We start from the raw sequence: 11,271 nt of genomic DNA on the forward strand, positions 1-11,271 counted from the left end.
CGGCTAGAGCCTGACGCCCAGCAGGGAGTCCAGCATCCGGGCGATGATGCCCGGCGCGGCGGGGTCGTCCCCGCCATGGGTGAGGCTCTCCTGCGCCCACCGGTCGACGGCCGCGAGGGCCCCGGGGGTGTCGAGGTCGTCGGCCACGCGCTCACGGACCCGTTGCAGCGTGGCGTCGGCGGTGGGCCCGGTATTGACCGACATGGCCGAGCGCCAGGTCTCCAGGCGCTGTTCGGCCTGCTCGAGGTGGGCCGCAGTCCAGTCCCAGTCGGTGCGGTAGTGCTGGCTGAGGAGCGCAAGCCTGATGGCCATGGGGTCGACGCCGTCGGCCCGCAGCTTCGAGACGAGCACGAGGTTTCCCTTGGACTTGCTCATCTTCTCGCCGTCGAGGCCGACCATCGCCTGGTGCACGTAGCACCGGGCGAACGGCCGCTCGCCCGTGAGCGCTACCGCCTGGGAGGCGCTCATCTCGTGGTGCGGGAACACCAGGTCGCTGCCGCCACCTTGGATGTCGAAGCTCGTGCCGAGGAACTGCAGGGCGATGCAGCTGCACTCGATGTGCCAGCCGGGACGGCCCGGCCCGAGCTGGTCGTTCTCCCACCAGGGCTCGCCCTCGCGGGCCGCGCGCCACAACAGCGGGTCGAAGGGGTCGCGCTTGCCCGCGCGGTCGGGGTCGCCGCCGCGGTCGGCGAAGACCTCCATCATCTGCTCGCGCGTCCACCCGGAGACCGAGCCGAAGCCGGGGTCGCTCGCGAGGTCGAAGTAGATGTCGTCGGACTCCGACTCGGGCGTCTCCACCCGGTAGGCCACGCCCTTGTCGAGCAGCTCGACGACTGCGGCCGCGATCGGTCGGATGCTCTCGACGACGCCGATGTAGTGGTCGGGCGGGATGATGGCCAGGTCGGTCATGTCCTCGCGGAACAGCGCGACCTCCGCGGTGGCGAGGTGCTCCCAGTGCAGTCCGTCGCGTTCGGCCCGCTCGATGAGGGGGTCGTCGACGTCGGTGATGTTCTGCACGTAGAGCACCTCGTGGCCGGCGTCGCGCAGCGCCCGTCCGAGCACGTCGAAGGTGACGTAGGTGGCCGCGTGGCCGAGGTGGGTGGCGTCGTAGGGCGTGATCCCGCAGACGTACATCCTCGCGGTCGGTCCGGCCGCGACCGGGCGGACCGACCCGGACGCGGTGTCGAAGACACGCACCGGCAGGCCGGTGCCCGGCACGGCCGGGATGAAGGGGGAAGGCCAGGAGATCACGGGTGCAGCCTACGTGCGCCGCTGCTCACAGCGGCGGCCAGGGGATGGCCGGCCAGCCGTGGCCGGGCAGCGGGTATGCCGGCAGCTCCAGCAGGCGGCGGACGCGCCGCTGCAGGGCGGCGAGCTCGGCCTCGGTGAGGTGGGCGCCCAGCGCTGCCGGGAGCCCGGACCCTGCGGCCAGGGCGTCGTCGAGCCGGTGGAGCCGGACGAGCTCATCCTCCGGCAGGGATCGGCCGGCGAAGCCCCACAGCACGGTGCGCAGCTTGTCGTCGCTGTGGAGCGAGACGCCGTGGTCGAAGCCGCGCACCGCCACGCCCTCGCGCACGAGGTGCGAGCCCTTGCGGTCGCTGTTGTTGATCACCGCGTCGAAGGCGGCGACGGCCGCCACCGCGGGTGAGTCCTCGTGCACGACGACGACCGGCCCACCGTCCTCGCCCTCGCCGCTCAGTACCGGGAGCCAACCGGGAGGGATGGCGTCGGGGGCCACGACGTCGACGACGTAGTCCTGCGGCTCCCCCGGGTCGCCCACCCAGCGCTGAAGGGAGCCGGGCCCCCGCGGACCGGAACGCAGGACGGTCTCGGGCACCACGTCCCACCCCCCGGCCTCCGAGACGAGGAAGGCCGCCGTCTCGCGGCCGGCGAGGGTGCCGTCGGGGAAGTCCCACAGGGGCCGTTCCCCCGCCACCGGCTTGTAGATGGCCAGGAGCGACTGCTCGCCGGCGGTGACCTCGGCCAGGAAGGCGTGGTTCGAGGCGTCGGCCAGCCGGCCGACGAGGGTGATCTCGCCCTCGGCGAGGACAGCGAGGACGTCGGCGGTGCCGGGCGCCTGACCGGTCAGCGCCGGTACCCGTTGGCCCGGGGGCAGATGTGCCCGTCGACCTCGAGGGGCCCGCCGCAGAAGGGGCACGGGGGACGACCGGCCGAGACCACGGCCTGGCAGCGGCGGGCGAAGGCCCGGGCCCGGGCGGGGGTCAGCACGACCCGGATCAGCCGTGGCTCGTCCGGCAGGAGGCCGCTCGCGTCCTCGTCCTCCTCGATCGTGACCTCGTCGGGGTCGCGGTCGAGGCACTCGATGACGACCACCTGGCGGTCCTCGTCCCAGCCGAGGCTGAGCGTGTTGACGCGGAACTCGTCCTCGATGGGGGTGTCGAGCGGCGCGTTGTCCTCGACGGCGGCGGCGGCGTGGTCGCCGCCGGCTCCCCCGGCGTAGCTGTCGAGCATGTCGTTGATGCGGTCGGCCAGCACGCTGACCTGCTGCTTCTCCAGTGACACCGACGCCAGCCGGCGCCCCTCGCTGGCCTGGAGGAAGAAGGTCCGCTGCCCGGGCGGGCCCACGGTGCCGGCCACGAAGCGGTCGGGCGGGTCGAACTCGGATACCGACATGTCTGGAACTCTAGACCCGCTTCACCGCACCGGCTCCACCTCGGCGGAGCCACCGCCCACCGGGGCGTCGCCCTCCGGGACCTCGGGCTTCACAGGGGGCACGAGCCGTGCGAGGTCGGACCCCGTGTCGTTCGAGCCGACGAGGAACGGGCGGCGCTCGGTGAAGTGGACCACCGACACGGAGGCGGGGTCGGCACGGAACCGCTGGAGGTGGTCGAAGTGGCTGCCGGCGGCATCCGCGAGCACGGCCTTGATGACATCGCCGTGCGTCACTGCCGCCCACAGGGCGTGCGGACCGTGCTCCGCGGCCACCTCGGCGTCGTGGCGCCGCACCGTCGCCACGACCCGGTGACGCATCTCGAGCAGGCTCTCCGCGGCATACTCGTCGTGCTCGGGGAAGCGGGCGGCGCTCGGCTGGTCCTGCACCACCCGCCACAGCGGATCCTCGGCGAGCTCGGTGATGCGCCGCCCGGTCCAGGCGCCGTAGGCGCACTCCCACAGACCCTCGTCGAGCTCGACCTGCACGGCCGGCGTCACGGCACCGGCCACCGCCGCCGCGGTGTCGCGGCAGCGCTCGAGGGGGCTGCTGACGACCCTGGCCAGGCTGAGCCCGGTGAACCGGGCCGCCAGCGCCGCCACCTGCCGGCGCCCGGTGTCGTCGAGCTGCACGCCCGCGATGCGACCGGCGAGGACGCCCTCGGCGTTGGCGGTCGAGTGGCCGTGGCGGACCAGCAGGCAGATGGGCACGGCCGCACTCTACGTCGTGGTGCGTGCGGCGGAGGCGTCCACGTGGTGGAGTACCGACTGTGATCATGGACCAGGCGGTGTACCGCGACGGCAGGCGCGAGCCCTGCGGGGACCTCAGCGACGAGCTCGACGGGCTGCGGGCCGGCGGCGAGCGCAGCGGGTTCCTCTGGATCGGCCTGAAGGACCCCACCGACGCCGAGTTCGACCTCGTCAACGACGAGCTGCACCTGCACCCGCTCGCGGTGGAGGACGCCGTCAAGGGCAACCAGCGGGCCAAGGTCGAGCTCTACGACAACACGATCTTCGTCGTGCTCAAGACCCTCCGGTACGTGGAGGAGACCTCCGACATCGAGACGGGCGAGGTCATGCTGTTCGTCGGCGACCGGTTCGTCGTGACGGTGCGCAAGGGCGAGGCGAACCCCCTCGTCGACGTGCGGCGCAAGCTCGAGGCACACCCCGACCAGCTCCAGCACGGCGAGGTCGCGGTGCTGCACGCCGTCATGGACTCCATCGTCGACAACTACCTCGCGATCGACCGCGAGCTGCAGGTGGACCTCGACGAGATCGAGGAGGTGGTCTTCTCCGGAGCCCGCCACGTCGACTCCTCGAGCATCTACCGGCTCAAGCGCGAGGTGCTGGAGTTCCGGCGCGCGGCCGTGCCGCTGGCCGGTCCGCTGAGCCTGCTCCACGACGGCTCACGCTCGCCGATCTCCGACAAGGAGATGCGCCTGCTGCTGCGCGACGTCGCCGACCACCTGCTCAAGGTCATCGACCACGTCGAGTCGTACGACCGGTTGCTCACGGACGTGCTGAACGCCCACCTGGCGCAGATCTCCGTGCAGCAGAACAGCGACATGCGCAAGATCTCGGCCTGGGTGGCGATCGCCGCGGTGCCCACCATGGTGGCCGGGATCTACGGGATGAACTTCGAGCACATGCCCGAGCTGACCCACGTGTGGGGCTACCCCGCGGTGCTGACGGTGATGGCCGTGGCCTGCCTCAGCCTCTACCGGGCGTTCCGGCGGTCGGGCTGGCTCTGAGCCCACCGGGCCGACGTCAGGTGGCGCTGATGACGCCCGCCGCGAGGGCGCCGGCCAGCAGGACGCCGAGGACGACGCGGTACCAGACGAAGACCATGATCGAGTGGTTGGCGACGTACTTCAGCAGCCAGGCGATCGAGACGTAGGCCACGACGAAGGCGACCACGATGCCGACCGCCATCTGGCCGAACCCGAGCTCGACGAGGTCGTCGCGCTGCTCGACGGCCTGGAAGACCCCGGCGGCCGTCAGCGCGGGGATCGCCATGAAGAAGGACAGCTCGGTCGCCGTCACGCGGTCGACCCCTCGCAGCAGGCCGGCCGAGATCGTGGCACCGGAGCGGGAGACGCCGGGGATGAGCGACAGGCACTGAACGAGGCCGATCACGAGCCCGTCACGCAGGGTCAGGTCGTGCTCGCCGCGCTGGACGCCCCGGCGGGCGAGCACCTCGTGCCGGCGCTCCGCTGCCCACATGACCGCGCTCCACAGCAGCAGCGCCGCAGCCACCACCCACAGGGAGCGGAGCGGGCCCTCGATGGCGTCCCTGAGGACGAAGCCGACGACGCCGACCGGCAGCGACCCGACGATGACCGCCCAGGCGAGCCTGTAGTCGGGGCTGCGACGGCCCTCCTCGGTGGTCAGGCCGCGCACCCAGGCCAGGAAGAGCCGGGCGATCTTCTTGGCGAAGAAGAGGAAGGTCGCAGCGATGGCTCCGAGCTGGATGATGGCCGTGTATGCCGTGACGGCCTTCGCGTCGACGGGCAGCCCGAGCAGCTTCTCGGTGATGGTCAGGTGGCCCGTGGACGAGATGGGCAGGAACTCGGTGAGTCCCTCGACGATGCCGAGGATGATCGCGTCGAGGTAGGTCAGGGTCACAGCACGTCCTTGTCGGAGGCGGAGTCGGGGGCGGCGGGGGCGGACAGGCCGGTCTCGTCCATGAGCTCAGCCATCATGCGCACGACATGCAGCCGGTCCTCCAGGGAGGCCGCGAAGGGCGCCACGGAGAGGGTACCGACACCGACCTCGGCGTACCGGTGCAGCCGCTCCCGGATGCGCTCGCGGGGGCCGATCAGGCAGGTGGAGTCGATGAGCTCGAACGGCACGGCGGCGGCCGCGTCGCGGTGCCGGCCGGAGAGGTACAGCTCCTGCACGCGCCGGGCCTCCTCCTCGAACCCCATCCGGCAGGCGAGCTGGTTGTAGAAGTTCTTCTCCCGCGAGCCCATGCCGCCGACGTAGAGCGCCGCGTAGCCGCTGACGGCCGCCGCGGCGGCCTCGACGTCGGCGGCGACGCACACCGGCACCGAGGGTGCGATGTCGAAGCCCTCCAGCGGGTCGGCGCCGGTCGCTCGGCCGGAGCGTCGGCGTCCGGTCGCCACCGACTCGAGCTGGTCGGCGCAGTGCTCCGGGCTGAAGAAGACGGCCAGCCACCCGTCGGCGATCTCACCGGCGAGCTCGAGGTTCTTGGGCCCCACCGCGGCGAGGTAGAGGGGCAGGTCCTCGCGAGGGGGCCGGAGGGTGAGCTTGAGCGCCTTGCCCGGCCCGTCGGGCAGCGGCAGGGTGAAGTGCCGGCCCTCGTGGGCCACCCGTTCGCGGCGAAGCGCCATGCGCACGATGTCCACGTACTCGCGCGTGCGCCCCAGCGGGGCTGTGAAGCGCACCCCGTGCCAGCCCTCGCTGACCTGGGGGCCGGAGACGCCGAGGCCGAGGCGGAAGCGGCCGCCGGAGAGGGTGTCCAGCGTGGCGGCGGTCATCGCCGTCATGGCGGGGGTGCGGGCCGGGATCTGCATGACCGCTGAGCCGAGACCGATCCGCTCGGTCCGGGCGCCCACCCACGCGAGGACGGTGGGCACGTCGGAGCCGTAGGCCTCGGCCGCCCACACCACGGCGTAGCCGAGGCGCTCGGCCTCCTGGGCCACCGCGACGCCGTCGGCGTCCATGCCCATGCCGAAGTAGCCGAGGTTCAGGCCGAGTTCCATGCGTCCGGTGCGCCGGTCCGTGGGATCAGTGGCCATGGGAGAAGAGGCTAACGGCGGGGCGCGGCAGGGCTGCGTCCGCTGCCCCGCTAGCCTGCGGTGCCATGCGCCGCAGACGAATGGGGACCTCTGGCCTCTCGGTCTCCCGCCTGGCCCTCGGCACGATGACGTGGGGCCGCAACACCGACTACGAGAGCGCCAGCGAGCAGCTGCGCACCTTCCTCTCGGCGGGCGGGACCCTCGTGGACACCGCGCACGGCTACTCCGACGGCGCAGCCGAGGAGTTCCTCGGTCGCATGATCGACGAAGAGGTCGACCGCGACGAGGTGCTCGTCTGCACCAAGGCGGGCATCTCCCGGCGCTCAGGGGCACGGGTCGTGGACACCTCCCGCTTCAGCCTGCTGAACCAGCTCGACACCTCGCTCGAGCGGCTGGGCACCGACCACGTCGACCTGTGGCTCGTGCACACCTGGAGCGACGAGGCGCCCCTGACGGAGACGCTCTCCGCCCTGGAGTGGGCGGTCAGCACCGGCCGGGCCCGCTACGTCGGGGTCTCGAACTACTCCGGCTGGCAGAGCGCGCGGGCGCTGTCCCTGCTGGAGCAGGCCCGGGTGCCGCTGGTGGCCAACGAGGTGGAGTACTCCCTGGTCAACCGCTCGGCCGAGCATGAGCTCCTCGGAGCCGCCCAGTCCCTCGGGTTCGGCATCCTTCCCTGGTCTCCGCTGGGACGCGGCGTCCTCACGGGCAAGTACCGCCACGGCATACCGGCCGACTCACGGGCGGCGTCCCGTGACTTCCCCCGCTTCACCGCGCGCTATCTGGACGAGCGCAGCGCCGGCATCGTGGAGGCGCTGGCCATCGCCGCGCAGGGTCTGGGTGTCAGCGCGGCCGAGGTCGCACTGGCGTGGGTCCGCGACCGGCCGGGGGTGGTGAGCCCGGTGGTGGGGGCGCGCACCACCAGCCAGCTCAAGACCTCGCTGGCCAGCGAGAGCCTCGACCTGCCCGAGGAGCTCGTGGCCGCGTTGGACGAGGTGTCCGCCTGAGAAGAGGTCAGCGGGGGGCCCGCTCGGGCTCCTCCTCCTCCTCCTCCTCGTCCTCGTCCTCGTCGGTGTCGTACTCCTCGTCGTCAAGACCGGAGTAGATGCTCTCGTCGCCGTCCTCGTCCTCGTAGTGGTCGTCGATCTCGTCCTCGTCGTAGACGGTCAACGGCGTCATCTCGCCGTAGGCGGCGAGCAGGGCGTCGTCGTAGGCCTCGAAGGCGTCGGCCACGTCCTCGAAGGCCGCGACCACGGTGGGGTCCTCCTCCCCCCGCTTCGACGCCGAGGCCTCGAGGTGGCGCTCCAGGGCGGTGATCAGCGTTGCCAGCGCGGCGCGCGGGTCCGACGTCATGGCTCGACCGTAGCGGGTCTTGGTGGACAATGGCGGGCGATGGTTGAGTACGAGTACCGGGTGCTGAGGTTCACCCCAGACGTTTCCCGCGCGGACATCCGCCAGACGCTGGCCGACCATGCGGAGTACGGCCACTGGGAGCTGCACCGCACGCGCATCTACCTCGGCGGGGTGAAGCGCACCTGGCTGCGACGCCGGGTGATCCGCGCGACGCGCACCGCGTGACCCGCACGAGGCGTCCTGCCTCAGCCGGGGGCGCGGGCCCGGTCCGGGCTCAGCAGGTCTGGACGAGCCGCAGGAGCACCCGGGAGCCGAACTCGAGGGCGTCGACCGGGACCCGCTCGTCGATGCCGTGGAACATCGGCGCGAAGTCGAGGTCGGCCGGCAGCCGCAGCGGCGCGAACCCGTAGCCCGTGATCCCCAGCGTGCTCAGGGCCTTGTTGTCCGTGCCGCCGGACAGGCAGTAGGGCAGCACCGTGGCGTCCGGGTCCTCGGCGAGCAGGGCCGCCTTCATCGCATCGACCAGCGGGCCCTCGAACGGGGCGTCGAGCGCGATGTCGCGGTGCACCACCTCCACCTCGACGTGCTCCCCGGCCAGCTCGCGGATGGTCGCCATGAGCGCCTCCTCGTGGCCCGGCAGGAACCGGCAGTCCACCGCTGCGGTGGCTGACTGCGGGATGACGTTGTGCTTGTAGCCGGCGGAGGCCATGGTCACGTTGGCCGTGTCCTGCAGGGTTCCGCGCACGAAGCCCTGCGCTCCCCCGAGGTGGTCGAGCAGCGCCTCGGGGTCCTCGTCGGTGTAGGGCACCCCGGTGAGCTCGCTGAGCCCGTCGAGCAGCTGGCGCACCGAGGCGACGTACTCGCGGGGCCACCGGTGGGCGCTGATCCGGCCGATCGCCTCCGACAGCCGCACGATGGCGTTCTCGTGGTTGGGCACCGAGCCGTGGCCGGCCCGGCCGCGTGTGTGCAGCCGCAGCCACGCGATGCCCTTCTCCGCGGTCTGGAGCAGGTAGGCCCGGCTCGGCTCACCGCCGTCGGCCGACGGCACGGTCACGCTGTAGCCGCCCACCTCGCTGATGGCCTCGGTGACGCCGTCGAACAGCTCAGGGTGGTGGTCGACCACCCAGTGGGACCCGAAGACTCCCCCGGCCTCCTCATCGGCGAAGAAGGCGACCACGAGGTCCCGCGGAGGCTTCGTGCCCGTGCGGGCCAGGTGGCGCACCACCGCGAGGATCATCGCGTCCATGTCCTTCATGTCGACGGCACCCCGGCCCCAGACGCAGCCGTCGCGCAGCTCACCGCTGAACGGGTCGACCTGCCAGTCGTCGGCGTTGGCCGGCACGACGTCGAGGTGTCCGTGCAGGCACAGCGCCGGCCGGCTGGGGTCTGCTCCCTCGAGGCGCACCGCGACGCTGGTGCGCCCGGGCTCGCTCTCGACCACGGTGGGCTCCAGGCCCACCTCAAGCAGGCGGGCCACCACGTAGTCGGCGGCCTCGCGCTCCCCCGGCCCCGACCCGTCCCCGAAGTTGGTCGAGTCGATGCGGATGAGCTCCTGGCAGAGGCGCACGACCTCGTCGGCCGGGCCAGCAGGTGCGGTGGTGGACTGCGTCGTCGGCTGCGTCATGGGCCCACCCTAGGCAGTGCCGAGTCGTCGTCGGGGGCACCGCCGGGCGAGGTTCGGTATGCCGCGTCGGCCAGTTCGGAGATGCGGCCGGGTGCGTGCTATCGTTCCGGCGCGCGGCAGGCACTCCCCAAGGTGCTGGCTGACCACCTCGTCCGGGTGGCGGAATGGCAGACGCGCTAGCTTGAGGTGCTAGTGCCCTTTATCGGGCGTGGGGGTTCAAGTCCCCCTCCGGACACCACATCGCAAGGCCCCCACCACGGTGGGGGCCTTGCGCGTTCCCCGGCGCTCCGGCATACCGGCGGACCATGGGAGCAGGTGGGGGGCCGCAGTAGCATTGCCGGGAGGAAATGCTCGCCCGGGCGGTGTGCCGCGTCCGGCAGCGGCTCACCGGCAGAGCGGGGGCTGTCGTCCGCAGGTTCAGGACCCACCCCTGGAGGTCCACATGTCGACGGGTGTCTCCACCGCACGGGTGCAGCAGCTGGCGGAAACCGAGCGACGGACCTTCGCCCAGGCACGCCCGCGCAGCCTGGCACTGACCGAGCAGGCGAGGGCCACGATGCCCCAAGGCGTCCCGATGGCCTGGATGGCGGAGTTCTACGACCACCCCACCGTCTGGGTCGAGAGTGGTCGCGGTGCCCACTTCACCGATGTCGACCACCACACCTACCTCGACTTCTTCGTCGGCGACCACAGCGCGTTCTGCGGTCATGCACCAGCGGCGGTCGTGCGCGCGGTGACCGAGCAGGTCAAGAAGGGCACCCAGTTCCTCCTGCCCGGCGAGGATGCCGTCGTCGTCGCCGAGCAGCTGGCACGTCGCTACGCCCTGCCCCAGTGGCAGTTCACCCTCTCGGCGACAACGGCGAACGTCGAGGTGCTGCGGCTGGCACGGGAGCTCACCGGTCGTGAGGTCCTGGTGATGTTCGACGGGAAGTACCACGGCCACTTCGACCCTGCGCTGGTCGTCGAGGAGGGCGGCCGGGTGGTGCCGGAGTTCCGCGGCCTGACCGGCGACGTGGCCCTCCACGCTCGCGTCGTGCCGTTCAACGACGTCGCCGCGCTCGAGCGAGCCCTGTCCCCGGCCGACGTGGCACTGGTGCTGGCCGAGCCTGCGATGACGAACGCCGGGTTCCTCCTCCCGGAAGCCGGCTTCCACGACGCGCTGCGCGAGCTGACGCGGGCAAGCGGGACGCTGCTGTGCCTCGACGAGACCCACACGCTGGTGTGCGCCCACGGCGGCCTGACCCGGCTCTGGGGACTCGAGCCCGACCTCGTCACGGTGGGCAAGTCGATCGCCGGTGGCGTGCCGTTGGGCGCGTACGGCATGACCGAGAGGGTCGCAGCCCTGCTCCGGGGGGCAGACACACCCTGGGCGGCCGGCACCGTCGTGGGCGAGGTCGCCACGGGAGGCACGCTGTTCGCCAACGCACTGTCGATGGCCGCGGCTCGGGCAGCTCTGACCGAGGTGCTCACCGACGCGGCGTTCACCCGCACCAGCGCGCTCGGCGACCGGCTCGCTGGCGGGCTCCGGCGGCTGTTCGCCGCCCTCCCCTGGAGCGTGAACCAGGTCGGAGCCCACGCGTCATACTTCTTCGCCCCGGTGCCTCCGGCCAGCGGCGCCCGCGCACGCGAGGTGGACGACGCCGAGCTCCGCTCGCTGACCAGGCTCTACCTCGCCAACCGGGGGGTCTGGGAGTCCGGCTGGTGGCTGGGTCCGACGGTCTCGGTCGAGCACACCGCTGCCGACGTCGACACCTACCTCGGCGTCTTCGAGGAGCTGCTCTCGGCTCTGCGCTCGAGTGCCGACCCGGGATAGCCCTCCTGCGTGGTGCTGCCGGCGACGACGAAGCGCCGGCCCCCTGACGGGGA

At 72.1% G+C, this 11,271-nt stretch carries 12 protein-coding genes and 1 tRNA gene; 5 read left to right on the forward strand and 8 right to left on the reverse strand.

What is annotated here, in order from left to right:
- Positions 1-3: 3 nt before the first annotated feature.
- Genes mshC through P2F65_RS11780 form a run of 4 tightly spaced genes read right to left on the reverse strand, consistent with a single transcriptional unit; the run spans position 4 to position 3,381 of the window.
- Positions 4-1,251: a cysteine--1-D-myo-inosityl 2-amino-2-deoxy-alpha-D-glucopyranoside ligase gene (gene mshC, locus P2F65_RS11765; RefSeq protein WP_275807666.1), complete on the reverse strand. Its 1,248-nt coding sequence runs from the start codon at positions 1,249-1,251 to the stop codon at positions 4-6.
- Between the two features lie 25 nt (positions 1,252-1,276).
- A complete protein-coding gene (locus P2F65_RS11770) occupies positions 1,277-2,158 on the reverse strand; it encodes an SCO1664 family protein (RefSeq protein ID WP_275807668.1) in 882 nt (293 codons plus the stop codon).
- A complete protein-coding gene (locus P2F65_RS11775; RefSeq protein WP_275807670.1) occupies positions 2,086-2,634 on the reverse strand; it encodes a DUF3090 domain-containing protein in 549 nt (182 codons plus the stop codon). The genes P2F65_RS11770 and P2F65_RS11775 overlap by 73 nt, the downstream gene beginning before the upstream one ends.
- Before the next feature lie 21 nt (positions 2,635-2,655).
- A complete protein-coding gene (locus P2F65_RS11780; protein ID WP_275807672.1) occupies positions 2,656-3,381 on the reverse strand; it encodes an MSMEG_4193 family putative phosphomutase in 726 nt (241 codons plus the stop codon).
- 59 nt (positions 3,382-3,440) lie between these two features.
- On the opposite strand from P2F65_RS11780, the gene corA reads away from it, so the two are divergent.
- Entirely contained in the window at positions 3,441-4,421 is a 981-nt protein-coding gene (gene corA, locus P2F65_RS11785; RefSeq protein WP_275807675.1) for a magnesium/cobalt transporter CorA, read from the forward strand.
- Positions 4,422-4,437: 16 nt separating this feature from the next.
- On the opposite strand, the gene P2F65_RS11790 is transcribed toward corA, so the two are convergent.
- Positions 4,438-5,295, reverse strand: a complete 858-nt coding sequence (locus tag P2F65_RS11790) for an undecaprenyl-diphosphate phosphatase (RefSeq protein WP_275807677.1) — start codon at positions 5,293-5,295, stop codon at positions 4,438-4,440.
- On the reverse strand, positions 5,292-6,431 hold the full coding sequence (locus tag P2F65_RS11795; RefSeq protein WP_345803696.1) for an LLM class F420-dependent oxidoreductase: 1,140 nt from the start codon (positions 6,429-6,431) through the stop codon (positions 5,292-5,294). Before P2F65_RS11795 ends, P2F65_RS11790 begins: the two co-directional genes overlap by 4 nt.
- Before the next feature lie 65 nt (positions 6,432-6,496).
- Between P2F65_RS11795 and P2F65_RS11800 the strand changes: the two genes are divergently transcribed.
- Positions 6,497-7,435, forward strand: coding sequence for an aldo/keto reductase (locus tag P2F65_RS11800; protein ID WP_275807680.1), 939 nt, complete (start codon positions 6,497-6,499; stop codon positions 7,433-7,435).
- A gap of 7 nt (positions 7,436-7,442) precedes the next feature.
- Here the strand turns inward: P2F65_RS11800 and P2F65_RS11805 are convergent, their stop codons facing one another.
- On the reverse strand, positions 7,443-7,781 hold the full coding sequence (locus tag P2F65_RS11805; RefSeq protein WP_275807683.1) for a primosomal protein: 339 nt from the start codon (positions 7,779-7,781) through the stop codon (positions 7,443-7,445).
- 39 nt (positions 7,782-7,820) lie between these two features.
- Between P2F65_RS11805 and P2F65_RS11810 the strand changes: the two genes are divergently transcribed.
- The gene (locus tag P2F65_RS11810) at positions 7,821-8,006 is read left to right on the forward strand and encodes a DUF5703 family protein (RefSeq protein WP_275807686.1); all 186 of its coding nucleotides are present in this window, start codon (positions 7,821-7,823) and stop codon (positions 8,004-8,006) included.
- A 49-nt stretch (positions 8,007-8,055) separates the two neighbouring features.
- On the opposite strand, the gene P2F65_RS11815 is transcribed toward P2F65_RS11810, so the two are convergent.
- The gene (locus P2F65_RS11815; protein ID WP_275807689.1) at positions 8,056-9,405 is read right to left on the reverse strand and encodes a M20/M25/M40 family metallo-hydrolase; all 1,350 of its coding nucleotides are present in this window, start codon (positions 9,403-9,405) and stop codon (positions 8,056-8,058) included.
- Positions 9,406-9,555: 150 nt separating this feature from the next.
- Between P2F65_RS11815 and P2F65_RS11820 the strand changes: the two genes are divergently transcribed.
- Both P2F65_RS11820 and P2F65_RS11825 read left to right on the forward strand, forming a co-directional pair.
- Positions 9,556-9,643: transfer RNA gene (locus P2F65_RS11820), tRNA-Leu, on the forward strand.
- Between the two features lie 204 nt (positions 9,644-9,847).
- Positions 9,848-11,218 carry a transaminase gene (locus P2F65_RS11825; protein ID WP_275807691.1) on the forward strand — a complete coding sequence of 457 codons (1,371 nt, stop codon included), beginning with the start codon at positions 9,848-9,850 and terminating at the stop codon, positions 11,216-11,218.
- Positions 11,219-11,271 lie beyond the last annotated feature (53 nt).

The sequence above is a fragment of the Knoellia sp. p5-6-4 genome (assembly GCF_029222705.1).
Classification (GTDB): Bacteria; Actinomycetota; Actinomycetes; order Actinomycetales; family Dermatophilaceae; genus Pedococcus_A.

Excerpts from the sequence above, each read along its gene's own strand:
- P2F65_RS11795 (WP_345803696.1), bottom strand. The coding sequence starts at position 6,431 with ATGGCCACTGATCCCACGGACCGGCGCACCGGACGCATGGAACTCGGC.
- P2F65_RS11825 (WP_275807691.1), top strand. The coding sequence starts at position 9,848 with ATGTCGACGGGTGTCTCCACCGCACGGGTGCAGCAGCTGGCGGAAACC.
- P2F65_RS11805 (WP_275807683.1), bottom strand. The coding sequence starts at position 7,781 with ATGACGTCGGACCCGCGCGCCGCGCTGGCAACGCTGATCACCGCCCTG.
- P2F65_RS11815 (WP_275807689.1), bottom strand. The coding sequence starts at position 9,405 with ATGACGCAGCCGACGACGCAGTCCACCACCGCACCTGCTGGCCCGGCC.
- P2F65_RS11810 (WP_275807686.1), top strand. The coding sequence starts at position 7,821 with ATGGTTGAGTACGAGTACCGGGTGCTGAGGTTCACCCCAGACGTTTCC.
- P2F65_RS11800 (WP_275807680.1), top strand. The coding sequence starts at position 6,497 with ATGCGCCGCAGACGAATGGGGACCTCTGGCCTCTCGGTCTCCCGCCTG.
- P2F65_RS11775 (WP_275807670.1), bottom strand. The coding sequence starts at position 2,634 with ATGTCGGTATCCGAGTTCGACCCGCCCGACCGCTTCGTGGCCGGCACC.